General features: G+C 67.8%; 22 protein-coding genes, 4 tRNA genes and 1 pseudogene. 17 read left to right on the plus strand and 10 right to left on the minus strand.

Annotation, left to right across the window (positions count from 1 at the left end; genetic code table 11):
- The 3 genes and pseudogenes from ACFWZU_RS14340 to ACFWZU_RS14350 all read right to left on the minus strand — a co-directional run.
- Positions 1-246: pseudogene (locus ACFWZU_RS14340) on the minus strand (UDP-glucose 6-dehydrogenase); the annotation flags it as partial.
- A gap of 120 nt (positions 247-366) precedes the next feature.
- A complete protein-coding gene (locus ACFWZU_RS14345) occupies positions 367-1,122 on the minus strand; it encodes an FKBP-type peptidyl-prolyl cis-trans isomerase N-terminal domain-containing protein (RefSeq protein ID WP_439702207.1) in 756 nt (251 codons plus the stop codon).
- A gap of 141 nt (positions 1,123-1,263) precedes the next feature.
- A complete protein-coding gene (locus tag ACFWZU_RS14350) occupies positions 1,264-3,018 on the minus strand; it encodes a cation:proton antiporter (RefSeq protein WP_439702208.1) in 1,755 nt (584 codons plus the stop codon).
- A 149-nt stretch (positions 3,019-3,167) separates the two neighbouring features.
- Between ACFWZU_RS14350 and ACFWZU_RS14355 the strand changes: the two genes are divergently transcribed.
- The 3 genes from ACFWZU_RS14355 to ACFWZU_RS14365 all read left to right on the plus strand — a co-directional run bounded on the left by ACFWZU_RS14355 (position 3,168) and on the right by ACFWZU_RS14365 (position 3,443).
- Positions 3,168-3,243: transfer RNA gene (locus tag ACFWZU_RS14355), tRNA-Ala, on the plus strand.
- A 9-nt stretch (positions 3,244-3,252) separates the two neighbouring features.
- A tRNA-Glu gene (locus ACFWZU_RS14360) sits at positions 3,253-3,328 on the plus strand.
- Positions 3,329-3,366: 38 nt separating this feature from the next.
- A tRNA-Asp gene (locus tag ACFWZU_RS14365) sits at positions 3,367-3,443 on the plus strand.
- 132 nt (positions 3,444-3,575) lie between these two features.
- Here ACFWZU_RS14365 and ACFWZU_RS14370 read toward each other — a convergent pair.
- Together ACFWZU_RS14370 and ppsR are read right to left on the minus strand one after the other, a co-directional pair.
- Positions 3,576-4,046 carry a DUF1249 domain-containing protein gene (locus ACFWZU_RS14370; protein ID WP_439702209.1) on the minus strand — a complete coding sequence of 157 codons (471 nt, stop codon included), beginning with the start codon at positions 4,044-4,046 and terminating at the stop codon, positions 3,576-3,578.
- A gap of 16 nt (positions 4,047-4,062) precedes the next feature.
- Positions 4,063-4,878, minus strand: coding sequence for a posphoenolpyruvate synthetase regulatory kinase/phosphorylase PpsR (gene ppsR / locus ACFWZU_RS14375; protein WP_439702210.1), 816 nt, complete (start codon positions 4,876-4,878; stop codon positions 4,063-4,065).
- A gap of 222 nt (positions 4,879-5,100) precedes the next feature.
- Between ppsR and ppsA the strand changes: the two genes are divergently transcribed.
- The 3 genes from ppsA to ACFWZU_RS14390 all read left to right on the plus strand — a co-directional run bounded on the left by ppsA (position 5,101) and on the right by ACFWZU_RS14390 (position 8,460).
- Complete coding sequence (gene ppsA / locus ACFWZU_RS14380; protein WP_439702211.1) at positions 5,101-7,473, plus strand: phosphoenolpyruvate synthase; 2,373 nt, start codon at positions 5,101-5,103, stop codon at positions 7,471-7,473.
- Between the two features lie 86 nt (positions 7,474-7,559).
- Positions 7,560-7,649 (plus strand) — tRNA-Ser (locus ACFWZU_RS14385).
- A 106-nt stretch (positions 7,650-7,755) separates the two neighbouring features.
- Positions 7,756-8,460, plus strand: a complete 705-nt coding sequence (locus tag ACFWZU_RS14390; RefSeq protein WP_439702212.1) for a PP2C family protein-serine/threonine phosphatase — start codon at positions 7,756-7,758, stop codon at positions 8,458-8,460.
- A gap of 211 nt (positions 8,461-8,671) precedes the next feature.
- On the opposite strand, the gene dnaQ is transcribed toward ACFWZU_RS14390, so the two are convergent.
- The 3 genes from dnaQ to ACFWZU_RS14405 are packed head-to-tail and all read right to left on the minus strand — an operon-like array spanning position 8,672 to position 10,544.
- Complete coding sequence (dnaQ, locus tag ACFWZU_RS14395; protein WP_439702213.1) at positions 8,672-9,406, minus strand: DNA polymerase III subunit epsilon; 735 nt, start codon at positions 9,404-9,406, stop codon at positions 8,672-8,674.
- A complete protein-coding gene (gene rnhA, locus ACFWZU_RS14400) occupies positions 9,403-9,846 on the minus strand; it encodes a ribonuclease HI (RefSeq protein ID WP_439702214.1) in 444 nt (147 codons plus the stop codon). The genes dnaQ and rnhA overlap by 4 nt, the downstream gene beginning before the upstream one ends.
- A gap of 17 nt (positions 9,847-9,863) precedes the next feature.
- On the minus strand, positions 9,864-10,544 hold the full coding sequence (locus tag ACFWZU_RS14405; RefSeq protein ID WP_439702215.1) for a methyltransferase domain-containing protein: 681 nt from the start codon (positions 10,542-10,544) through the stop codon (positions 9,864-9,866).
- 205 nt (positions 10,545-10,749) lie between these two features.
- Between ACFWZU_RS14405 and gloB the strand changes: the two genes are divergently transcribed.
- Positions 10,750-11,514: a hydroxyacylglutathione hydrolase gene (gene gloB / locus ACFWZU_RS14410; RefSeq protein ID WP_439702216.1), complete on the plus strand. Its 765-nt coding sequence runs from the start codon at positions 10,750-10,752 to the stop codon at positions 11,512-11,514.
- Positions 11,511-12,761: a transglycosylase SLT domain-containing protein gene (locus tag ACFWZU_RS14415; RefSeq protein WP_439702217.1), complete on the plus strand. Its 1,251-nt coding sequence runs from the start codon at positions 11,511-11,513 to the stop codon at positions 12,759-12,761. Before gloB ends, ACFWZU_RS14415 begins: the two co-directional genes overlap by 4 nt.
- A 13-nt stretch (positions 12,762-12,774) precedes the next feature.
- On the opposite strand, the gene asnB is transcribed toward ACFWZU_RS14415, so the two are convergent.
- A complete protein-coding gene (asnB, locus tag ACFWZU_RS14420) occupies positions 12,775-14,715 on the minus strand; it encodes an asparagine synthase (glutamine-hydrolyzing) (RefSeq protein ID WP_439702218.1) in 1,941 nt (646 codons plus the stop codon).
- 213 nt (positions 14,716-14,928) lie between these two features.
- Between asnB and ACFWZU_RS14425 the strand changes: the two genes are divergently transcribed.
- The 3 genes from ACFWZU_RS14425 (at position 14,929) to ACFWZU_RS14435 (ending at position 17,954) form a co-directional block, all read left to right on the plus strand.
- The gene (locus tag ACFWZU_RS14425) at positions 14,929-16,242 is read left to right on the plus strand and encodes an amidohydrolase family protein (protein ID WP_439702219.1); all 1,314 of its coding nucleotides are present in this window, start codon (positions 14,929-14,931) and stop codon (positions 16,240-16,242) included.
- Positions 16,243-16,297: 55 nt separating this feature from the next.
- Positions 16,298-16,693: a hypothetical protein gene (locus tag ACFWZU_RS14430; protein WP_439702220.1), complete on the plus strand. Its 396-nt coding sequence runs from the start codon at positions 16,298-16,300 to the stop codon at positions 16,691-16,693.
- A 337-nt stretch (positions 16,694-17,030) separates the two neighbouring features.
- Entirely contained in the window at positions 17,031-17,954 is a 924-nt protein-coding gene (locus ACFWZU_RS14435; RefSeq protein WP_439702221.1) for a polysaccharide deacetylase family protein, read from the plus strand.
- On the opposite strand, the gene ACFWZU_RS14440 is transcribed toward ACFWZU_RS14435, so the two are convergent.
- Entirely contained in the window at positions 17,947-18,960 is a 1,014-nt protein-coding gene (locus ACFWZU_RS14440) for a methyltransferase (protein WP_439702222.1), read from the minus strand. The genes ACFWZU_RS14435 and ACFWZU_RS14440 overlap by 8 nt on opposite strands.
- 406 nt (positions 18,961-19,366) lie before the next feature.
- On the opposite strand from ACFWZU_RS14440, the gene ACFWZU_RS14445 reads away from it, so the two are divergent.
- From ACFWZU_RS14445 to ACFWZU_RS14470, 6 genes are all read left to right on the plus strand, one after another.
- Positions 19,367-19,849 (plus strand): Hsp20 family protein, encoded by a 483-nt coding sequence (locus ACFWZU_RS14445; protein ID WP_439702223.1) that lies wholly within the window; start codon positions 19,367-19,369, stop codon positions 19,847-19,849.
- Between the two features lie 151 nt (positions 19,850-20,000).
- Positions 20,001-20,462: a peptide-methionine (R)-S-oxide reductase MsrB gene (gene msrB / locus ACFWZU_RS14450; protein ID WP_439702225.1), complete on the plus strand. Its 462-nt coding sequence runs from the start codon at positions 20,001-20,003 to the stop codon at positions 20,460-20,462.
- A complete protein-coding gene (msrA, locus tag ACFWZU_RS14455) occupies positions 20,459-20,968 on the plus strand; it encodes a peptide-methionine (S)-S-oxide reductase MsrA (protein ID WP_439702226.1) in 510 nt (169 codons plus the stop codon). Before msrB ends, msrA begins: the two co-directional genes overlap by 4 nt.
- A 364-nt stretch (positions 20,969-21,332) precedes the next feature.
- The gene (locus ACFWZU_RS14460) at positions 21,333-22,421 is read left to right on the plus strand and encodes a sugar-transfer associated ATP-grasp domain-containing protein (protein WP_439702228.1); all 1,089 of its coding nucleotides are present in this window, start codon (positions 21,333-21,335) and stop codon (positions 22,419-22,421) included.
- Between the two features lie 21 nt (positions 22,422-22,442).
- Positions 22,443-23,282: an exodeoxyribonuclease III gene (locus ACFWZU_RS14465; protein ID WP_439702229.1), complete on the plus strand. Its 840-nt coding sequence runs from the start codon at positions 22,443-22,445 to the stop codon at positions 23,280-23,282.
- A 398-nt stretch (positions 23,283-23,680) separates the two neighbouring features.
- The gene (locus ACFWZU_RS14470; protein ID WP_439702231.1) at positions 23,681-24,040 is read left to right on the plus strand and encodes a DUF1428 domain-containing protein; all 360 of its coding nucleotides are present in this window, start codon (positions 23,681-23,683) and stop codon (positions 24,038-24,040) included.
- Positions 24,041-24,062 lie beyond the last annotated feature (22 nt).

Consider the following 24,062-nt stretch of genomic DNA (forward strand, 5'->3'; position numbering starts at 1 on the left):
GATGAAGATCACGTCGCCGTGGTCGATGCCCTGCGCCGCGTCGGTGGTGAAGTCCAGCCGGCCACTCTCGTGGTTGCGCTTGACCATCGGCGAGAGGCCCGGCTCGTAGATCGGCACCTCGCCGTTCCTAAGCCGCAAGACCTTGCCCGCGTCGACGTCCACGCACAGGACGTGGTTGCCCATCTCCGCGAGACAGGTGCCGGTGACCAGGCCCACGTAGCCGGTGCCGAACAGGGTGACATTCATCCGGACGATCGCTCCAGAACAAAACGATCGCGGATTCTAACAGGCGCCATTCGTAACGACTGCAAAAAAGAAAGGGCGCGGATCGCTCCGCGCCCTTCAGATCCAGCCGTGTGACGGGGCTTACTTGCCCGCCTCGTCCTGACCACCGGTCGGGGTCGGGCCGGTCTTCACCAGGGTGACGTCGAAGATGATTGTGGCGTTCGGCGGGAAGCCGTTCTGCGGCTGCGCGCCGTAGGCCAGGTTCGACGGGATGTAGAGCATGTAGTGCGCGCCGGTCTTCATCAGTTCCAGGCCCTCGCGGAAGCCCGGGATCACGCCCTGCAGCGGGATCGAGGCCGGCCCCTTGTCGTGGTCGGCCGAGGCGTCGAACTTCTCGCCATTGATGAAGGTGCCCACGTAGTTCACCTGCACGGTGTCGTTCGGGCCCGGACGCGCGCCGGTACCCTCGCTGATCACCTTGTACTGCAGGCCCGAGGCGGTGGTCTTCACGCCCGGCGCCGTCTTGTTCTTGGCGAGGAAGGCTTCACCCTTGGTCTTGTTCTCGGAGGCGACCTTCTCGTACTGGGCCTTGGCCTTGGCCTGCAGCTTGGCGACAAAGGCGTCGCGCACGGTCTTGGCTTCGGCCTCGCTCATCGTCGGCTTCTGGCCCGACAGCGCCGACTGCACGGCGCGGGCGACCGTCGCCGGATCGACTTCCTCGCGCACCAGCGGCGGCAGCTGGCTGGCGAGGTCCCAACCGACCACATAGCTGGCCTTGGTCTTGTCGACCGTGCCAGCGGCGCCCGACTTGGCGGACTGGGCGTGGACCCCCGCGGTCATGCCCAGCGCAACGGCCAGGGTGGCCGCCGTCAGCGTGGGACGCAGAAAATGCTTCATCGAAGAAACTCCCTCGTGTATGGATATGCCGGCAATGCGGCCGGGCCTCCCCGATGGAGGCAGGCGGGGCATTGTGAGGCGCGTCGAGCGGTCTTGGCAACGACACCGGCTGTCGACCGTCATGGTTTGGAAAGGTTCCCTTCACTCGCCCTGCGACGGCCGCTCCAGCGTGTCGCGCAGGGCGGCCTGCAGCCTGGCGTGCATCTTCACCAGCGCACGCCACAGCACAGCCGACAACAGCACCCCCGCCACCAGCAGCACGATCGCCACGCCTCGCGGCGGCAGGATCGCCGAGCCGAGCACGCTCACCAGCAGACCGAGCGCCAGCAGCGTGCCCAGCGGTATGAGTCGTGCCAGCAAGCTGCGTATGGCGTGCGTGTAGCCACCGGCAAACTGCTCGCGGATGCCCAGCTCCGCCAGCAGCATGCCCAGCGCCTCGGCCTTGCGGTAGATGGCGATCAGCATAGGCAGCGACAGGAACAGCGCCACGGCAAAGATCAGCGAATGCCTCGCTTCCCGCCCGACACCGAAGGTGGAGAACCACGACCAGTTGTGCGCATTGACGTAGGCGCCGATCACGAAAAGCGTGACCACCAGCACCACGTTGACGCCGATGTGCCACAGCAGGCGGCGCAGCATGGCCGCGATCATCGCGTTCTGCTCCACCGGCCGCAGGCTCCCCAGCCAGTTCGCGTAGCTGTTCAGCAGCAACCGCAGCGGGCCGGGCGTGATGCGTCGCATGCCATTGACGATGCCATCGGCGTTGCCGACCAGGTAAGGCGACGCGGCCATGCACACTACCGATACCGCCACCGCGGTGGGATAGACGAAATCGCTGATCACGCCCAGCGAAGCGCCGAGCGTTGCGATGACGAACGAGAACTCGCCGATCTGCGCCATGCTCAGGCCAGTCCGGATGGATGAGCGAACCTCCTGCCCCACCGCGACCATGCCCATGCCGACCGTCAGCGTCTTGCCGGCCATCACCACCACGGCCACGCCCAGCGCGGGCAAAACGTATTGCCAGAGCAGCGCCGGATCGATCTTCAGGCCGATGGCGACGAAGAACAGCGCGGCGAACATGTCCCGCAACGGCTCGACCAGCCGCATCACGCGGTGCGCGTTGCGCGCCTCGGCGATCACCGCGCCGGCCAGGAACGCGCCGAGCGCCACGCTGAAACCCAGCCAGGCGGCGAAGAGGCTGGCACCGAAGCACACGCCCAACGCACTTACCAGCAGCGTCTCGTCCCGACCGAAACCGGCCACGTAGTCGATCAGCCGTGGCAACAGAAGCAGGCCAAGGATCATGCCCGCAACCACGAACAACCCGACCTGTCCCACCACGGTAAGTGCGGTTCCGGCTTCCATGGCGCCGCCGATCGCCACCGCGCTGAGGACCGTGAGGATCACGATCGCCAGCACGTCTTCGGCCACCAGGATGCCGACCACCCGCTGCGCGAAGGGCAAGTGCCGCAGGCCGCCTTCGGCCAGGGTGCGCGTGGCGACCATGGTGGAAGACAGCGAGATCAGCGCACCGAGGAACAGCGCGTCCATCCGGTTCCAGCCGAGCGCCTCGCCTACGCCCGTGCCGATCCAGAGCATCAGGCCGACCTCGATCACCGCGACCATCAGCACGCCCATGCCGACCTCGCGCAGCTTGCGCACGCTGAACTCGAGCCCGAGCGTGAACATCAGAAGCACTACGCCAAGATTGGAAATGTCGTCGATCGCGCGCGGGTCGCCGACCAGCACGCCGGGGGTATGCGGCCCGATCAGCACACCAGCGAGGATGTAGCCGAGCAGCACGGGCTGGCGAAGGCGCTGGAACAGCACCGTGGTGGCGCCCGCGACGATCATCACCATGGCGAGGTCGCGGATGAAACCGATCTCGTGCATGCATGCTCCGGCGAGTGTGGCCGTCCAGCTTACGTCACAACGCGAGCGCGTCCACCGGCGCAAACGCGCGTGACGGACACGCGCAAAATGTTCCAAAAAAAGCTTGACGGATTCGCGAACCCTGCCTATTCTTTCGGGCTTCCAGCGGCGGGGCCATAGCTCAGCTGGGAGAGCGCCTGCATGGCATGCAGGAGGTCGGCGGTTCGATCCCGCCTGGCTCCACCAACCTAATCCGTCCCCATCGTCTAGAGGCCTAGGACATCACCCTTTCACGGTGGCGACCGGGGTTCGAATCCCCGTGGGGACGCCAAGGTTGGTCTCGCACTTTGTGTAGCTGGAAGACAACGCGGAGCGGTAGTTCAGTCGGTTAGAATGCTGGCCTGTCACGCCGGAGGTCGCGGGTTCGAGTCCCGTCCGCTCCGCCATTAATGAGAAACCCGCCACGTGCGGGTTTTTTGTTGGGATTTATTCGTGCGCCCGTCCCTGAGCGCAACAGCAAAAGCGGCCATCCATGCCGCGCTCTCTTCGCAACGGCTTCGCCCTTGCACGGGCTCCGGTCAACCGTCCGTTTCGATTTGCTCGAGCGTTCCGGCGGAATGCCCCTGCTCGGCCAGGTACTCCAGCCAGCGCGACAGGAACCCGTTCATGCGCAGCCGGTGCTGCAGCACCGTGTGCGCCTCCGGGAACGGTCCGAGCACCTGCCACAGATGCCGCCCCGGATGGCAGTGCAACGCCTCGGCCACGTGCGCATCGGTGTACATGCGAAGTTGCGCCGACGGGGTCGGATGGCCGGTGTTCGCATCGACGAAGCCGTAGGTCAGTTCCAGCTCCAGGGTGTACGGATGGCGCTCCTGCACGTGCATGTGCACGTCCAGTCCGTCGTCCACGCTCGAGCGATAGCGCCCAGGCGCCAGCGTCTGCGGCGCGAAAAGGTGCGCCAGGCGGTGGTAGTTCTCCGCGTACAGGCCCATCAGGAACTCGAAGCGTCCCGGGAGCAAGGCGGAGCGGTTGTCCAGTACGGCACTCATTGAGCCTGCATATACCTCAAAACATGGTGCGCTCGATACCGAAGCGCTCGAAGATCTTGCTGGCGATCTCTTCGATCGAGACGTGGGTGGTGTTGAGCGACGAAATGCCCGACTGGCGCATCAGCCGGTCGGCCTGCTCCAGCTCCCAGCGACACTGCTGCACGGTGGCGTAGCGGCTGCCGGGCCGCCGCTGTTCACGGATCTGCGCCAGCCGCTGCGGGTCGATGGTGAGGCCGAACAGGCGATCCTTGTACGGCCTGAGCCGCTTGGGGAGTTCGAGCTTGTCCAGGTCGTCGTCGGTCAGGGGGTAGTTGGCGGCTTTGACGCCGTAATGCAAGGCCATGTACAGGCAGGTCGGCGTCTTGCCCGAGCGCGACACGCCGATGAGGATCAGATCGGCCTGGGCGTAGTCCACGTCCACGCCGTCGTCGTGTGCCAGCGCGTAGTTCGTGGCGTCGATGCGCGCTTCGTACTTGTCCGAGTCCACCATGCCGTGCGAGCGGTTGACCATGCCCGAGCGCTTGGCTCCCAGCTCCTCCTCCAACGGCCCGATGAAGGGGGCGAACACGTCCAGCATCAGCGCACCGCTGGCCGCCACGATCTCGCACAGGCCGCGGTCGGCCATGGTGTTGACCACGATCGGCCGCTCACCGGTTTGCGCGTAGCGGGTCTTGATCCGCAGCGCAGCGGCCTCGGCCTTATGCGGATCGTCCACGAACGGCAGGCGATGCTTGTCGAACTGGATGCCCTCGAACTGCGCAAGGATGGAGTTGCCGATCGTCTCCGCCGTAATACCAGTGGAGTCGGAGATGAAAAAAACCGTACGTTGCATGCCTGCCATCCATTTGTCCTCGGGGCCTGGCCTGGCACCTTAGCGCAAGCGCCAAAGCCTGTCCCTGCTTGACTCCGCGCTGACTGGTATGCAGTTGGCGCGGCATCGTGAACAAATGGTCTTCTTGTGCCGTGCACCATCGAAAGCGGACAATACCAGTCCTTTGCGGCCCGATTTCGGCGCGGCGCAGCGTATTACCCAAGCTTTACTAAGGAGATTCCCTTGAACGACCTGGTGCTTTGGCTGGACAACCTGCGCATGACCGACCTGGGCAAGGTCGGCGGCAAGAACGCCTCCCTCGGCGAGATGATCGGCAACCTCGCCAAGCTCGGCGTATCGGTGCCCGGCGGCTTCGCCACCACGGCCGAGGCGTTCCAGCAATACCTGGACAAGAGCGGCGTCGCCAAGCGCATCCGCGCCCGGCTCGATGGCCTGGACGTGGAAGACGTCGAGGCGCTGACCGCCGCCGGCAAGGAGATCCGCAGCTGGGTCACCGAGACCCCGCTGCCGCAGGACCTCGACCAGGCGATCCGGGATGCCTACGCGAAGCTTTGCAAGGACGCCGGCGCGGACAACATTGCCGTCGCCGTGCGCTCCTCGGCCACCGCCGAGGACCTGCCGGACGCTTCCTTCGCCGGCCAGCAGGAGACCTTCCTCAACGTGGTCGGCATCGACGACGTGCTGCACAAGGTCAAGGAAGTCTTCGCCTCGCTCTACAACGACCGCGCGATCGCCTACCGCGTGCACCAGGGTTTCAAGCACGAGGACGTGTTCCTCTCCGCCGGCGTGCAGCTGATGGTGCGCTCGGACATCGGCGCCTCCGGCGTGCTGTTCACACTCGACACCGAGTCGGGCTTCCGCGACGTGGTGTTCGTCACCGGCTCCTACGGCCTGGGCGAAATGGTCGTGCAGGGCGCGGTCAACCCGGACGAGTTCTATGTCTTCAAGCCCACGCTGAAGGCCGGCAAGCCCGCCCTGCTCCGCCGCAGCCTCGGCGCCAAGCAGCAGCGCATGGTCTATTCGGACCAGCCCGGCGAGCGCGTACGCATCGAGGAGACGCCGGCCGAGCTGCGCAACAAGTTCTGCATCTCCGACGAGGACGTGCAGGAGCTGGCCAAGCAGGCGCTGGTGATCGAGCAGCACTACGGCCGCCCGATGGACATCGAGTGGGCCAAGGACGGCAACACCGGCAAGCTCTACATCGTCCAGGCGCGTCCGGAGACGGTGAAGTCGCGCGCGCACGCTACCCAGCTGGAGCGCTTCCAGCTCAACGAGAAAGGCAAGGTACTGGCCGAGGGCCGCGCCATCGGCCAGAAGATCGGCTCGGGCAAGGCCCGCGTGGTCAAGTCGATCAGCCAGATGCACGAGTTCCAGAACGGCGACGTATTGGTCGCGGACATGACCGATCCCGACTGGGAGCCGATCATGAAGCGCGCCGCGGCCATCGTGACCAACCGCGGTGGCCGTACCTGCCACGCGGCGATCATCGCGCGCGAGCTTGGCGTGCCCGCCGTGGTGGGCACCGGCAACGCGCTGCAGTCGATTCCCGACGGCGCGGAAGTGACCGTGTCCTGTGCCGAGGGCGATACCGGCACGATCTACGAAGGCAAGCTCGCCTTCGACCGCATCACCGCCGACTTGGGCGCCATGCCCGAAGCGCCGCTCAAGATCATGATGAACGTCGCCAACCCCGAGCGGGCGTTCGACTTCGGCATGCTGCCCAACGCCGGCATCGGCCTGGCCCGCCTGGAGATGATCATCGCCAGCCACATCGGCGTGCATCCGAAGGCGCTGCTCGAATACAACCGCCAGGACGCCGAGACCAAGGCGAAGATCGACGAGCGCATGGCCGGCTACGCCGACCCGGTGAGCTTCTATGTCGACCGCCTGGCCGAAGGCATCGCCACCATCGCCGCCTCGGTGTACCCGAAGCCGGTGATCGTGCGCCTGTCCGACTTCAAGTCCAACGAATACGCCGGCCTCATCGGCGGCTCGCGCTACGAGCCGCATGAGGAGAACCCGATGATCGGCTACCGCGGCGCCAGCCGCTACGTCGATGCGGGCTTCGCCGAGTCCTTCGCGCTGGAATGCAAGGCGGTCAAGAAGGTCCGCGAGACCATGGGCCTCACCAACGTGTGGGTGATGATCCCGTTCGTGCGCACCCTGGGCGAAGGTCGCAAGGTGATCGAGGTGCTGGAGAAGAACGGCCTGAAGAAGGGCGAAGGCGAGCTCAAGGTCATCATGATGTGCGAGGTACCGTCCAACGCCCTGCTCGCCGACGAGTTCCTGGAGATCTTCGACGGCTTCTCGATCGGCTCCAACGACCTGACCCAGCTCACCCTCGGCCTGGACCGCGACTCGGGCATCGTCGCCAGCCTGTTCGACGAGCGCGACCCGGCAGTCAAGAAGCTGCTCGCCATGGCGATCAAGACCGCCCGCGAGAAGGGCAAGTACGTCGGTATCTGCGGCCAGGGTCCGAGCGACCACCCGGACCTGGCCGAATGGCTGATGGACCAGGGCATCGAATCGGTCTCGCTCAACCCTGACACCGTGGTGGATACCTGGCTGCGGCTGGCCAAGAAGAAAGCCGGCTGAGGTCGGAGCAGGCGTGCCGGGAGCGCTTGTCAGGACTCCCGGCTCCACGTAAAATCGCCGGCTCGCGTCGACCCGCGGACCTTTTCGGAGAGGTGGCAGAGTGGTCGAATGTACCTGACTCGAAATCAGGCGTACGTGTAAGCGTACCGTGGGTTCGAATCCCACCCTCTCCGCCAGTAAAGACAAACGCCCCCCTCGTGGGGCGTTTTGTTTTTCCGGCGTTGCTTTTGCGAAGCGCGGGGCCGTGGCATGCTGCGTGGCGCTCGCACCTTCAGGCACCCCATGATCGAGTTCGGACACGGTACCCACGTCGGCCTGCGCCGCGCGCGCAACGAGGACACCTATTACGCCGATCCGGCGCTGGGCCTGTTCCTGGTCGCCGACGGCATGGGCGGGCACCAGCATGGCGAGGTCGCCTCGGCGCTCGTGCGCGATGCCATCGTCGAGCAGGTCGTGCGCGGGCGTGGACTGGTGGAGGCAGTGCGCGGCGCGGGCGAGCGGTTGTTCCGGCACTCCAGCGCCACGGCGGACCAGTTCCCGATGGGCACGACGGTGGCGGCGCTGTGGCTGGCTGGCGGCCGCTACGAGGTGGCCTGGGTCGGCGACAGCCGCATCTATCTGTGGCAGGGCGGCGCGCTGCGCCAGGTCAGCCACGACCATTCGCTGGTGCAGGAACTGGTCGCGGCCGGCCAGCTCGACCCTGCGCTGGCCGATAGACATCCGCAGCGCAACGTGCTGACGCAGGCGCTGGGCGTGACCGCGACCGGGCAACTCCATATCGGCATGGCGAGAGGATCGGCCGAGCCAGGCAGCCGCTTCGTGCTGTGTAGCGACGGATTGACCGAAAGCCTGACCGACGCCGCCATCGCCCGCATCGTGGGGCGTACCGACCTGGCTGCACAGGAATGTGTCGATCACCTGCTGCTGGCCGCGCTGGATGGCAGCGCGGACGACAACATTACGGTGATCCTGGCGCGCGTCAGCTAGCGCCGCGCGCAAACACCCCGGTAGCGACATCGCGCGCGCCTGCGGCCATGCGACTGGTCTTGGCCAGTCCATCTGGACACGTTCGTTGCAGGAGCGCCCGTGGCGCGAACGCCATGCTGCATCGGAATGCCGAGATCACGCCCAAGCGCTCCCGCGAAAAAGGCGGCTTTCCCATACGCCCCGGAAGAGCGGACAAGACGCGCGGCGACGATCAAGCTTCGGCCAGCGCCGGCTCGGGCTGCTCCAGGCGACGCCACACGCTGCCGCCCTGGGCGGCCTTGTCCAGCGCATCCAGCCGGCTTTCGTGGGCGGCCACTTCTTCGGCATCCGCGCGCAGCACGCGCGGGCGACGCAGCAAGGTGACCGGCGCCAGCACGGCCGCGCCGGCTTCCTCGTTGGCGCCTTCGAACGCCAGATCGAGCGCGACCTGGCCGGAGGTCATGTACAGGTAGACGTCGGCCAGCAGCTGGGCGTCGATCAGGCCGCCGTGCAGGTCGCGCGCGGAGTTGTCCACGCCCAGGCGCTTGCACAGCGCATCCAGGCTGTTGCGCTGGCCGGGGTAGCGCTCGCGCGCCATCGCCAGCGTGTCGATCACGCGGCAGCGGTCGGCAATGCAGCCCAGGTGTGCGCCCACGCGCGCCAGCTCTGCATCGAGAAAGCCGACGTCGAAGCTCGCATTGTGGATGATCAGCTCGGCATCGCCGATGAACTCGAGGAACTCGTGCACGACCTCGGCAAAACGCGGCTTGTCCAGCAGGAACTCGTCCTCGATGCCGGTGACCTGCCGCGCGCCCTCGTCGATCGCACGCTCGGGGTTGAGGTAGGTCTGCCAGTGCCGGCCGCTGGGGCGGCGCTCGATGAGTTCCACGCAGGCGATTTCGATCAACCGGTGACCCTGTCGCACTTCCAGGCCGGTGGTCTCGGTATCCAGAACGATCTGTCTCATGCCCTGCCCCTGTGGCGCTCGGCCTGCTCGCGCGCGGCGCTGTCGACGCGTTCGTTTTCCACGTGGCCCGTGTGGCCGCGCACCCACGCCCAGCGTACCTGATGCGGCGCCTTGGCCGCTGCCAACCGCTCCCACAGATCCTGGTTCTTCACCGGCTTCTTGTCGGACGTGCGCCAGCCGTTGGCCACCCACTTCGGCAGCCACTGCTCGATCCCCTGCATCACGTAGCGCGAGTCGGTCGTGAGCACGACCTTGCAGGGACGCGTGAGCGCCTCCAGCGCACTGATCGCGGCCATCAGTTCCATGCGGTTGTTGGTGGTGTCCGGCTCGCCGCCGGAGAACAGGCGTTCGACGCCCTTGGCGCGCAGCAGGGCGGCCCAGCCGCCGGGCCCGGGGTTGCCCAGGCACGCGCCGTCGGTAAACGCTTCGACTTCAGTCATCGTCACTCACGAGAAAATCAGGCGGCGGCGCTGCGGCGCGCGCCCGGCGCCAGCCCGGCGACCGGCGCCGCGGCGATCGCGCGTGGACGCAACCGGATCGGCGCGGCCGCCAGGCGGCGCTTGCGCGCGATCAGCAGGTAGCCGCCGCCGAGCGGGCCGCCGTGGTGCGGCACCACGGCCGAGCTCGGCCACATCGGGCCGACGCGCTGCACGCGTTCGACATTGAGTTCCGCGCCACGCAGCCAATGGCCGATGCGCAGCGGGGATTCGAGGTTCACCCCGCGCTGGCCGCGCCACAGCAGCCAGGGCAGCCAGCCGCTGGCTGGATGCATGCCGGTGAGCGCAAGCATGCCGCCCGGCGCAAGCACGCGGGCCGCCTCGCGCAGCAGAAACTGCGCATCGGGTGCCACTTCCAGTGCATGGCTCAGCAGCACCAGGCCGAAGGCATCGTCGAGGAACGGCAGCGGCTCGTCCAGGCGGGTATGCAGGTCGCCGGTGCCGTGGCCGCCGTTCAGATGCAGGTGGACCCAGCGGTCGAGCATCGGCGCGGCGGGCGGCCGCTCGCGCGCGACGGCCGACACCTGCAATGCGTACGCGCCGGCGCAACGCTGCAGCTCAGGAGCCAGCGCCTGCGCTTCTGCGGCAAGCAGGCCGCGCATCGGCTTGCTTGCGTAGATGTCTTGAGTGCGCTCGGCCATGTCGCGCCCGTCTTGCGGCAAAACCGAAGTGTAGCCGCTGGCGGTCGCAAGCGCGTCACAGGTCGCGGTACCGGCCACCTGTCTGAACACAAATCACACATTTAACGACTCACTAACGAGCCACCCGGATACCGCACTTATAGTCGGGCGGTTCGCGCAAGCCGGATGCCTGCGCCAGTCGATACGAAGACTGCGGAGACCCTCCTTGCACGTCGTACCGTTACCGGCGCTTGCCGACAACTACATCTGGCTGGTGCACGACGACGCCGGTCAGGCGATCGTCGTCGATCCCGGCGAGGCGGGGCCCGTCGAGGCCGCGCTGTCCGCCCGTACGCTGCAGTTGCGGGCGATTCTGCTGACCCATCACCACGGCGACCATGTCGCCGGCGCCGCGGCGCTGCGGGAGCGCCACGGCGCGACCGTCTACGCGCCCCGGGACGAGCGCATCGGTGCCGTCGACCGCCGCGTCGGCGAGGGCGACGTCGTCACGCTGGACCGGCCGCAGGCGCGTTTCCACGTACTCGACGTCCCCGGCCACACCCGCAGCCATATCGCCTATGCCGGCGAGGGCCTGCTGTTCTGCGGCGACACCCTGTTCAGCCTCGGCTGTGGCCACCTGTTCGAAGGCACGCCGGCGCAGATGCTCGCTTCGCTCGAACGGCTGGCCGCGTTGCCGGGCGAGCTGAAGGTCTGCTGCGGACACGAGTACACCCAGGCCAACGGCCGCTTCGCGCGCGAGGTCGACCCGGCCAATCCGGCGTTGGCCGCCCGCTGCGACGAGGCTGCGAAGGCCCGCGCGCAAGGCCGCCCCACGCTTCCCGTGCCGCTGGCCAGCGAACTGGCGTGCAACCCCTTCCTGCGCATCGACAGCGAGCCGCTGACCGACTGGGCCAGCCGGCGGCATGCCGCTGGCAGCCGGGTCGAACGCTTCGCTGCGCTGCGCGCCGCAAAGGATGTCTTCCAAGGATGAAACACGTACTGCGCCCCCTGCCGCTCGCTTTGTCGCTGCTGGTCGCCGCCTGCGCCACCGCGCCGGTCCCCACGACCCCGCCACCCCGCGTGGAGGCGCCCCAGGCCCAGGTACCCGACGTGGCCGCCACACCCGGTGCGGCGCAAGCGCCGGTGACTACTACCAACGTCTGGGAGCGCCTGCGCGGCAGCTTCGCCATGACCGATTGCGCAGCCGACCCGGCGATCGACACCTGGGCCCGCCGCTATACCCGCTCGCCCAAGCGCTTCGAGGCGCAGATGCAGCGCATCCTGCCCCGGCTGGTCTACGTCGAGCAAAGCGCCATGCGTCACGGCGTGCCGGGCGAATTCGCCCTGCTGCCCTGGGTGGAGAGCCACTTCAATCCGGTCGCGCCGCAGAAGAACCGCGCCGCCGGCATGTGGCAGATCATGCCGGGCACGGCACGCCACATGGGTCTGAGCGTCGAGCGCGGTTACGACGCCCGGCTCGACCTGACCGAGTCGACCGACAAGGTCATGGCGTTGCTCAGCCACTACCACGACTATTTCCAGGACTGGCGACTGGCCGACTACGCCTACAACGCCGGCCGCTACGGCATCGATCGCCTGGTCAACCGCGAAGGCGCCCCCGCGGCCGAGCCGGCGGTGCCCACGCTGCCGGTGCGCGCGAGCACCCGCGCGCACCTGGTCAAGCTGATGGCGATCGCCTGTGTCGTGCAGGAGCCCGAGCGCTTCCACGTCACCCTGCCCACGCTCGACACCGATCAACAACTGGTCGCTGTCGAAGTGAACCGGCGGCTATCCCTGAAGACGGTGGCACGCCAGGCAGGGCTGCCGCTGGAGGCGCTGGCCATCATCAACGCCGGCTACCGCAATGGCGTCATCGATACCCGCCACGGCGGCCGTGTACTGTTGCCGCGCCGGCAAGCCAACCAGTTGCGCGCGACGCTGCTGGCGCAGGCCGTCGGCGACCCGAGCGAACGGGTCGCGAGCGTGAGCGCGAAGCCCGCGCTGCCGGACCTGGGCGACGACGACACCCCTGCCACCGGCAAGGCCGAACACATCCCCGGCGCGCCTGCGGCGGATGCCGTGGACCGACCGACCGTGCACGTGGTCCACCGCGGCGACACACTGTTCGACCTGGCCCATCGCTACCATGTGCAGGTCGCGCAGCTGAAGCGCTGGAACCACCTGCGTGGCAATGCGATCCGCATCGGGCAGAAGCTCAAGGTCAGCGCGCCGGATTGAGGCGCGCCACGAGCTAGCGGCGCACTGCGGCGCGGCTCTGCCGCCAGTAGTCCTGCCAGGCCTGGAACATCAGTACGTTCCACAGGTGGGTGTGCCACTTGCGCTCACCCGCGCCGAAGCGCTGCCACACGCGGGCGATCGCCGCCGCGTCGAAGACGCCGTCGGCGGCCAGGCGCTGTGGCGACAGCAGGTCGCCAGCCCATGACTTCAGGTCGCCACGCAGCCACTCTGTCACCGGCGCGCCGAACCCGCGCTTGCCCCGGTAGACCATCGAGGCCGGCAGGTAGCGCAGCAGCACCTTCTTGAGCAGGAACTTGCTGACCCCGTCGCGCAGCTTCAAGTCCAGCGGCAGCGACCAGGCGAACTCCGCCACGCGCCAGTCCAGCAGCGGCGCACGCGCCTCCAGGCTCACCGCCATGCTGGTGCGGTCGACCTTGCACAGCAGGTCGTCGGGCAGGTAGCTGACGAAGTCGGCCAGCATCATCGCATCGGCCGGCGTGCCGGCGCCGTCGAGCGGATCGGCCAGGTGATAGAACGATTCCAGCGCCCGCGCGCCAGGCACCACCGCGGCCGGATCGCGCCAGCGGGCGACGCGGTTGCGATAGACATCGCCGATGCCGCGCGCTCCCATCTCCGCCAGCAAGGCCGCCAGGCCACCGCTGCGTGAGGCTTCGCCCTGCCCTTCGGCGACCCGCGCCAGCGGGCGGCGCAGCGCGGAAGGCACGCGCGACAGCAGGCGCCAGTTGCGCAGCGCGCGCTGGTAACGGCTGTAGCCGAAGAACAGCTCGTCCCCACCATCGCCGGACAGCGCCACGGTGACGCCACCGCGGGCCAGCCTGGCCACCAGCGCGGTCGGTACCTGCGACGCATCGGCAAACGGCTCGTCGAACATCGCGGGCAACCGCGGCACCACTGCCAACGCGTCGGCACCGCTCACGTAAAGCTCGGTGTGGTCGGTGTGCAGGTGTCCGGCCACCTCGCGCGCCAGCGGCGCCTCGTCGTGGTGCGAACCTTCGAAGCCGATACTGAAACTGTGCACGGGCCGCGTGCTCTGGGCCTGCATCATCGAGGTGACGATGGACGAGTCGGTGCCGCCGGAGAGGAACACGCCGACCGGCACGTCCGCGACCATGCGCAGGCCGACCGCATCGCGCAACAACGTATCCAGGCGTTCCTCCGCCTCGGCAGCGGTGCCGCCGAACGGCGCGGCCAGCGCGGCCTGCATGCGCTCGCGCGCATTCCAGAACGGTCGCTGCGCCAGTTCAGGCTGGTGCGCTGCCGCGCCGGCGGCCACGGCCGCGGCGTCAAGACGCAGCAGGCGGCCGGGCATCAGCTTGAACGCGCGTTCGTGGATGCAATGCGGCGCGGGGATGTAGTCCAGCCGCAGCAGCAGCGTCAGCGCATCGCGGTCGACGCCGTTGTCGAAATCCGGGTGGCGCCAGAGCGCCTTCAGCTCCGAACCGAACACCAGCGTATCGCCCGCCCAGCCGTAGTAGAGCGGCTTCTTGCCGACGCGGTCGCGGGCCAGCCACAGGCAGCGCTCGTGGCGATCCCACAGCGCCAGCGCGAACATGCCGTTGCAGCGGCGCAGGCTTTCCTCCACGCCCCAGGCAAGGAAGGCCGCCAGCAGCACCTCGGTGTCGGAGTGGCCGCGGAAGCTCGCGCCGCGCGCCTCCAGTTCGGCGCGCAGCTCGCTGAAGTTGTAGATCTCGCCGTTGTAGGCCAGCACGTAGCGGCCATCGACGGAAGTCATGGGCTGATGCCCCAGCGGCGACAGATCCAGGATACTCAACCGCTGGTGCGCCAGCGCGATGCCGACCTGCGCGTCCACCCAGGTGCCGCTGTCATCCGGCCCGCGGTGCTCAAGCGCCCCGCCCATCGCGCCGGCCAGCGCCGCGAGTTCTTGTTCCTGCCGCGCCGGCGAAGGCAGCAGCAGGCCCGCCAATCCACACATGGTTCCCGCTTCCCGACCGCAAACGCGTCTTATACCGCATCCTCCGCCGCCCCGAAGAACGACGGCTTTCTGCCGGTAAGCCATGGGCGCGAACCGCATCGCACGATCGCGCCCAGGGCGCTCATGACGAGCAGGCCGCCTACCCGGGTTCCTGCCGAGGCAGGCGGGTCGGTGATAAAACAGGCAGTCAGGCCTACTGGAAGGAACACGCCCATGCGATTGCCGCGCCCCTACCGCTTCCTTGCCGCGCTGTTCGGCGGCGTCCTGCTCGCGGGCGCCGCCAGCGCTGCAACGCCCAAACTCGCCGGCCACCCCTGGCTGCTCAAGGCTGACCGCGTGTTCGACGCCCGCAGCGAACAGGCGCACGCGGGCTGGGTGGTGCTCGTGCAAGGCGACAGCATCGCGGCGGTCGGTCCGGCGTCACAGGTGCAGCTGCCGCCCGGCACGCAAACCATCGATCTCCCCGGCACCACCCTGCTGCCCGGGCTGATCGACGCGCACTCGCACATCTTCCTGCACCCGTACAACGAGACCCTGTGGAACGATCAGGTGCTCAAGGAGACCCTGCCCTACCGCACCATCGAGGCGGTCCAGCACGCACACGACACGCTGATGGCCGGCTTCACCGCGCTGCGCGACCTGGGCACCGAAGGCGCCGGCTACGCCGACGTGGATGTCCAGCACGCCATCGATCAGGGCCTGATCCCCGGCCCGCATCTGTTCGTCGCCACCCGCGCGACCATCGCCAGCCACTGCTACGGCCCTGGGCCGATCGGTTTCCGCAGCGACCTGGACCTGCCACAGGGCGGCATCCCGGTCAGTGGCGTGCCGCAGATGATCGACGCCGTGCGTGACCAGGCGGGCCATGGCGCCGACTGGATCAAGATCTACGCCGACTACCACTGCGGCAAGAGCCACGGCTCGGTGCCGACCTTCAGAGAGGAAGAGCTGAAGGCCGGCGTGGAGACCGCCCACTCGCTCGGGCTGCCGGTGTCGGTGCACTCGACCACGCCCGAAGGCATGCGCCGCGCCGTGCTGGCCGGCGTCGACACCATCGAGCACGGCTACGGCGGCACCCGCGAGGTGTTCGAACTGATGAAGCAGCACGGCGTCGCCTACCTGCCCACGCTGGAGGCCGAAGCCGCCTACGCCCAATACTTCCGCGGCTGGAAGCCTGGCCAGCCGCTCGATGCCGACATGCAGCAGTCCGCTCATGCCTTCAGGCTCGCATTGGAGGCCGGCGTCACCATCGGCAACGGCAGCGACGTGGGCGTGTTCAGCCACGGCGACAACTACAAGGAACTTCAGTGGATGGTGCGCGACGGCATGCGCCCGGCGCAGGCCCTGCTCGCTGCCACCGCCGTGGACGCGAAGATCCTTCGCCAACAGGACCGCCTCGGCCAGCTCAAGCCCGGGCTCGAGGCCGACATCATTGCCGTGCAGGGCGACCCTACCGCTGACATCGGCGCCGTTGCCCACGTACCGTTCGTCATGAAGGACGGCGTGATCTACAAGCAGCCCGAATGACGGAAGCGCAGAGCACACGAACCCGAGCAGGCGCTTGAAGGGGCTGGGGTGGGCCATGTTCGCGATCACCGCGACCGGTCCGCTGGCCGCCAGCGCTGCGCCGCCGGCGTTGCGGGCCCATTACGAAGTCACACTCGAAAAGGGACGCAGCACCTGGACCGTCGGCTCGGGATCGAACGTGTCCTCCGGCGTTCCGATCAGCCACGACATCGGCCCCTACCGGGTGGCGCTGCTCCCTCGCCTGGAGGCCACGGGCCGGTACACGCTCAAGGTGTCGGTCGGCCTGATCCCGCGTGGCGCCGATGCCGTTTACGCCCCGGACAGCCGCAGTTTCGCGGGACAGCTGGCGTTCCCCCTCGAGTTCACCACCACATTGGCGGGGACCAAGGTCACCGGGGGGATCATGATCTCCCCAGCGAGGAACGCGGCAACACCTCTGCATTCCCGCTAATGACCGGGCAAAGAAACTTCGGACTGACCTGCGCTTTGTCTTGTCCCTTGGGCTACACGTGGAACACCGGTCGTCCCGGGTTGACTTTGGTCGCCGTCTCGACCTGCCGGTTCGGCTACTGCGTCGCCCCGCCATGGGCCGCGCAAGGTCGCCTCCGCGCGCCCTTGAAGCGGCGTGACCTTCCCGGCGTCTGGGCTGTCCATCGCCTCGCCGGTCAGCTGGGACGGCCGCCTGAAGGGCCGCTATATTCAAGCCCTGATGAGCACGCTCAGGGCTCATTCGAGGCACAAGCGCTCGGCGACCGACCGCCGGGGAATGTGGTTACCGGGACAAGTACGTGAACAAAGCAACGCCTGACCGTTCCCAGCCGCGCTCTGGTCGGACCTATGCAGCGTTCGGTCTGGCGCTCGCAACAACCGTTGTCGCCCTCGTCACCTTGGGCTGGTTGGGAGGCAGGCTGCCGCCGCCTGAGTCGCAGGTGAAATCAGGTGGCCTTGAATTTCTCCACTACCCGCTCTGGCGTAAGGCCAGCGACTGGATCGCCGGACGCAAATACATCCTGCTGACCTTTGACGATGGCCCCTATGGCCATGGGGTCGACGAGAAAATCCTCGCCGTACTGTCCCGGCATGGCGCGCACGCCATTTTTTTCGAAGTTTGCTCGCATGTAACACCGGTCTCCCTGGGTGTGCCCGGAAAGATCGTTGCAACCGGCAACCTGCTAGGCAATCACAGCTACGATCACGCGAATCTCAAACAACTGACCAGTGAGTCTCTTGCTCATGAGGTCCGTGATTGCAGCGACCGGCTGGAAGCAACCTCAGGCGTGCGGCCGACATTCTTTCGCCCTCCGTGGGGAAAAACCTCGGCAGCGGTGGCAGAGGCGGCCAAGCAAAGCGGGATGGTCCAGGTGCTCTGGAATACGAACAGCGGTGACACCTGGCTCAACTCGCCCCGGAAGATCAACGACCTTGCGCTCGACGAAGTCGATCTCGGAGGCAGCGGCTCGATCTTGCTGATGCATTCGAAGCCGTCCACAGCCGAAGCACTCGACGGACTGCTTACCGAAATGCAGCGTCGCGGCTTTATTTTTATCCTGCCCAAAAGCCACCTGGAAACCGCCATCCAAGCGGGATCCCTTGATCGCCCGTCCGGAGCGACTGAAATCCATCCGCAGCAGAGGGCCGGCAGCCTTTGGCGAACCGGCATCCCAACAGGGCAGGTCATTGCGGAGCACCCGAGCGAGGGCGCAGCTATTTGATCCCGACCACCATCGAGTCGGGCCCGACCAGGTGTTCCGTGCGGGTGCTGCGGAAGCCGGCCTCGGTCATCCAGCCCTGGCAGTCGGCGCCGGTGTAGTCGAACCCGCCGGGGGTTTCGATCAGCATGTTCAGGCTCATCAGCAGGCCGAATGCGTTTTCCCGGCGATCGTCGTCGATGATGGACTCGTACACTACCAGCGCGCCGCCCTCGGGCAACGCGTCGTAGGCCTTGCCGATCAGCATGCGTTTGGTCGGCAGGTCCCAGTCGTGCAGGATGTGGCCCATCAACACCACGTCCGCCTTCGGCAACTCCTGGTCGAAAAAGCTGCCCTCCGCGAATGCCACGCGCTGGTCGGCGCCGACCGCGCGCACGTAGTCCTCGAAGATCGGGCGCACTTCCGGCAAGTCGAAGCCGGTGCCGCGCAGGTGCGGGTTGGCTAGCGCGGTCTGCGCGGCGAGGTCGCCCTGCGCGGTGCCGACGTCCACGAAACTGCGGTACTCCTTCCACGGGAACTGTCGGGCGATCGCCAGGTTGGCGCCGCGGCTGATGCCGGTCATGGCGGCGAGGAACTGTTCCAGCCGGGCGGGATCGGCGTAGAGCGTGTCGAAAAGGTTGGGACCGCCGTGCGCGACCTCGTTCTGCGGCAGGCCGGTGCGCAGCGCCAGGGTCAGGCCGCGCCAGAATGGATACAGGCGGGTGTTGGCCATCTCCAGGATGCCGCCCACATACGACGGCTTGGCCCGGTCGAGGAACAGCTCGGTCTCGGCGGTGTTCGCGTACATGCCGTCGGTGCGCGCGAGGAACCCGAGCGCGACCAGCGCGTCGAGGAAGTCGCGCGCCGAGCGCGGGTGCAGGCCCAGCGCCTCGCGCAGTCCCACCAGATCGGTCGGCCCGCGCGCAAGCTGGGTGAACACCCCGAGCTCGATCGCGCTCAGCAGGGTCTTGGAAGCCCAGAACGCCAGGCCGGTCTGCAGGATGGCATCGGGAGAAGGTTGCGCTTGCATGGGCTCGCTCCGTCCGTACCCGCGTTGGCGGTGGTGGCTGGTGCGTCGGCCCGGGGGCATGCGTAACCGGAACCGGGGGGCCGGCGAAGCATCAGTGACCCCTCACCGCTGCGCGGTCGGGGCGCCACATCATGCCACCGCTCGCCCTGGAGTGTTCACCCGCGCCACCGCCACCGGACTCAACCGCAGGTCTCGCTTTGATGCGCCTTGCCTGGTTGAATCTTCGTGTCGCCCCTTGACGTCCGTATGCCGCATCCTTGTTTTTGGCCGCCTAAACGTCTGTTGAATCCGGCCCCTTGAAAGCATCCGCGGCAACCCTACCTGCCGATCGCCAGCCAGCGGCTGGCGCCACCGGGCCTTTGGCCGGTGGCTTTTCATCCATGTTGCTCTTGAGGAGGATATGGCCATGCGCACGATGTTCGATCTGGCCCCGCTGCACCGGTCCAGCATTGGTTTCGACCGCATCTTCGACATGCTCGAGAACGCCGCCCGGGCCCAGGCCGCGGACAACTGGCCGCCCTACGACACCGTCAAGCTGAGCGAGGACCGCTACCGCATCACCATGGCGGTCGCCGGCTTCCGGCGCGAGGACCTGGACATATCGGTGCAACCCAACCTGCTGGTCGTCACCGGCGAACGCCGCAACGGCGAGCAGGAGGGCGATTATCTGTACCGCGGCATCGCCAGCCGCGCATTCTCCCGCCGCTTCGAACTCGCCGACCACGTGAAGGTGACCGGCGCCACCCTGGCCGACGGCCTGCTTGCCATCGAGCTGGAGCGTGAGATCCCCGAGGCGATGCGGCCCCGCCGCATCACCATCGGCACCCCGGGCACGGAGCCCGCGCTCGAGTCGACCGGCCAGCGGAAGCTCGAGGCGCAGGCGGCCTGATCTCCGCCCGGCTCCGATCCCCGGGGCCAATGCGGCACGCAAGCGGCCCGCCCACGGCGGGCCGCTTCTCCCTTTGGCGGTCGGAACTTGGATGGACACGGCACGCCCCCATGTCCTTCCATTGCACCGCCACCATCTCTCAGAGGCCGCCATGCCCGACTACCGCAAGACGCCCGAGGCGCTCGCGCGCCTCACGCCCGAACAGTTCCGCGTGACCCAGCAGAACGGCACCGAGCGGCCGTTCGACAACGTCTTCAACGACCACCACGAGCCCGGCCTGTACGTCGACGTGGTCTCGGGCGAGCCGCTGTTCACCTCGCTGGACAAGTTCGACAGCCACTGCGGCTGGCCGAGCTTCAGCCGCCCGGTCGAACCCGCGCACGTGCTGGAGAAGCGTGACACGAGCCACGGCATGATCCGCACCGAAGTGCGCTCCAGCCACGGCGACAGCCACCTGGGCCACGTCTTCCCGGACGGTCCGCGCGAAGCCGGCGGCCTGCGCTATTGCATCAACTCGGCCTCGCTGCGTTTCGTCCCGCTGGACGCACTCGAGCGCGAGGGCTACGGCGAATACCGCAAGCTGTTCGACACGACAAAGGAGGCCCATCGATGAGCACCGAACGCGCCGTCCTCGCCGGCGGCTGTTTCTGGGGCATGCAGGAACTGCTGCGCCACCAGCCGGGCGTGATTTCCACCCGCGTGGGTTATGCCGGTGGCGACATGGCCCACGCCACCTACCGCAACCACGGCAGCCACGCCGAGGCGGTGGAGATCCTGTTCGACCCGCAGAAGATCAGCTACCGCCGCCTGCTGGAGTTCTTCTTCCAGATCCACGATCCGACCACGCTCAACCGCCAGGGCAACGATCGCGGCACCAGCTACCGCTCGGCGATCTACTACACCACCGAGGAGCAGGAGCGCGTGGCCGAGGAAACCCTGGCCGATGTCGACGCCTCCGGCCTGTGGCCGGGCAAGGCGGTGACCGAGATCGAGCCGGCCGGCGATTTCTGGGAGGCCGAGCCGGAGCACCAGGACTATCTGCAGCATTACCCCACTGGCTATACCTGTCACTTCGTGCGGCCGGAATGGAAACTGCCGCGCCGCGCCGAGGCTGGCTGACGACACGACAGGCATGGCGGTTGCGCGCAGGGCGCGCTCCTGTGCGCGACCGCCCTCCCCTGTAGGAGCGCACCCTGTGCGCGACCCCGGACCACCCAGCACGACCCGTTCACAGCGCCTTGAACTCGCGCCCGGTATCACGCGCAGGCCCTTCCCGCACGCAAGGGCAGCCAAGAACCCCGGAAGCCAACCGGGCCCAGCCTGACGATCGAGGAAGCCATCCACGCCGCGGCCTGGCGCGTCACCAGCAAGCATCTGCCGCCTGCCCCGAGCGCTCGACCGGACACGGCCGCTTCCCTTACCGACACCGCTGCGGCCTCTGCTGCAGCGCCTTTCGTTGTTCCCGCCGAGGAACCGAACGCCGATGTCCCTGTTCCCCAAGTCACTGAAGAAGACCAGCCTGGCCGCTGCCAGGCGCCTGTACACCGAGCTGCAGCAGACGCAGCGCCAGGCGCACTACAACCAGCAGGCGCAAGCGGTGCTGCGCGCGGTGGAAAGCCAGCGCGGGCCCACCGACCGCTCGGCCGTGCGGCAGGCGGACGAGTACGCGCGGGAGGTGCTGGGCAGCACCCGCTACGCGCCCTGGCTGCACGTCTACGCTGCGGTGAGCGGCAGCTTCCGCGAAGGCTGGATTCCCGACAACTACTACGGGCTGGTGGTCGATCCGCACAAGAGCGGCGAAGTGGCCAAGGTCGCACTGATCAAGTCCTTTACCAACCGCATCCTCAACACCGAGGCGCTGCCGGACCTCGCCTACGTCATCGACGGCCTCTACTACGCGCGCGACTACCGCCCGGTGTCGCAGCGCGAACTGGCCGACATCCTCTTCGCGCGCGACGACCGCGCCGTGTTCAAGGCCGACAACTCCTACCAGGGCCGCAGCGTGAGTTTCATGACGCGCGAGGACTTCCCCGCGGAGGGCCATCTGCCACTGCCCGACGGCGTCTTCCAGGCACCGATCCACCAGCACGGCTTCTTCGCCGCGCTGAGCCCGAGCGCCACCGCCACGTTGCGCATCACCACCGCCCGCGAGCTCGACGGCAGCATTGCAGTGAAGGCCGCCTACCTGCGCCTGGGCCGCGTCGATGACGACATCGTGCGCAGCCGCAGCCACGTGCGCGTGGCGGTCGACCCGGCCAGCGGCGCGCTGGACGAAACCGGCTTCCTGCACGACTGGCGCACCATCGACGCGCACCCGGACACCGGCCTGCGCTTCGGCGGCCGGGTGATTCCGCACTTCGCCACGGCCACGCAGCTGTGCCGCTCGCTGCACCAGGGCTGCCCGCACATGCCGTGCCTGGGCTGGGACCTGTGCATCGACGAGGACGACCAGCCGCGGCTGATGGAGTGGAACGCGCGCTACAACGACATCAAGTTCTCCGAGGCCACCCGCGGCCCCTGCTTCCGCGGCCTGGGCTGGGAGAACCTGTGGAGGCAGCACGCGGCCGCCTGAGTCCGCTCGTCCCGGCAGCCGATGCGCATCGTTTCCTGGAACGTCGAGAACCTCGCCCCCTGGCTGTCCGAAGGCACCTCCGGCTTGCCAGACCTGCATGCCCGGCTGGGCTCGCCCGACGTGCTCTGCCTGCAGGAGGTGCGCATCCGCCCGCAGGACCAGGCGCTGGTCGCGCGCATGCAAGCCGCCCTGCCCGGCTTCACCTGCCACGCCTCGCTCAACCGCGATCCGCACAACGGCCGTTTCCGGGGCGGTCGTGCCTATGGCGTGGCGACCTGGCTACGTGACGGGCTCGAGGCTACGCCCCTGCGTTTTCCCTGGGACACCGAGGGGCGCGTGATCGTCACGGGCGTGCCCGCGCTGGGCATGGCGATCGCCAACGCCTACGCGGTCAACGGCACCGGCCGCCCGCACTGGGACGCCGCGCGCGACGCTCCGCACGGCGACCGCCACCAGTTCAAGCAACGCTTCATCGAGCGCCTGGGCGAGGCGATGCGGGTGCTGCAGGCCGGCGGCATGGATCTTGTGCTGGTCGGGGACTGGAATGTCTCGCGCACGCGCCAGGACACCACGCCGCGCCTGCGCACGGAGGAGCCGCACGCAACCGCGCGGCGCCGCTTCAACGAGGAGTTCGTCGCCGGGCTGGGGCTCATCGATGCCTTCCGCAAGCTGCATCCGGACGCACGCGCGTACACCTGGTTCCACCCGCGCAGCCGGCATCGGCTGGATGCGGCGCGGGTCGATTTCGCGCTACTGGGCGAGGGGCTGCTGCCGCGCCTTGCCGGCGCCGGTATCGAGGACGACCCGGCCCTGCGCCCTGGCAGCGACCATGCGCCATTGTGGGTCGAGCTTTGCGGGTGATTCGTCGCGACGACCGGCACAGCCTCCACTTCCCGCAAGCCTTGGCCCCTCACCCCAACCCTCTCCCCGGAGGGGAGAGGGAGCAGAGGCGCGCGACGAGCCCTGCCGCGACCCAGAGCAGAGGCGCGAGACGAGTCTTCCACCCCCGGGGCGGAGGCGCGCAACAAGCTCGCTCGCCCGGGGCAGAAGCGCGCAACAAGCTCCCTCGCCCGGGGCAGAAGCGCGCAACAAGCTCCCTCGCCCGGGGCAGAGGCGCGGAACAAGCTCCCTCTCCCCTCCGGGGAGAGGGTTGGGGTGAGGGGCCGGGGCTCGCCTCGAACTGCCCTGTGCGCACCCATGTCGATTTTCCACGCCCTCGATCGTCTACAAGGGGCAACCCCGCCAGAGGAGCCCATGCCATGTCCTACATCGACGGTTTCGTGATCGCCGTACCCACGGCCCACCGGGAGAAATTCATCGAGCACGCCCGCAGCTTCGATACCTGCTTCGTCGAATACGGCGCCACGCGCGTGATCGAGTGCTGGGGCGACGACGTGCCCGAGGGCAAGCTCACCGACTTCCGCCGCGCCGTGCAGGCGACGCCGGAGGAAGCGGTGGTGTTCTCCTGGATCGAATGGCCCGACAAGGCCACGCGCGATGCCGGCATGGAAAAGATCATGAAGGACCCCCGCCTGAGCCCGGAGAAGACCCCGATGCCGTTCGACGGCAAGCGGATGATCTTTGGCGGGTTCCGGCCCGTCGTCACCGTCGGCCAATAACCTTGCAGGAGCCGAGGGAACG

The organism is Frateuria sp. GZRR33 (genome assembly GCF_051900425.1).
Taxonomy (GTDB): Bacteria; Pseudomonadota; Gammaproteobacteria; order Xanthomonadales; family Rhodanobacteraceae; genus Frateuria_A.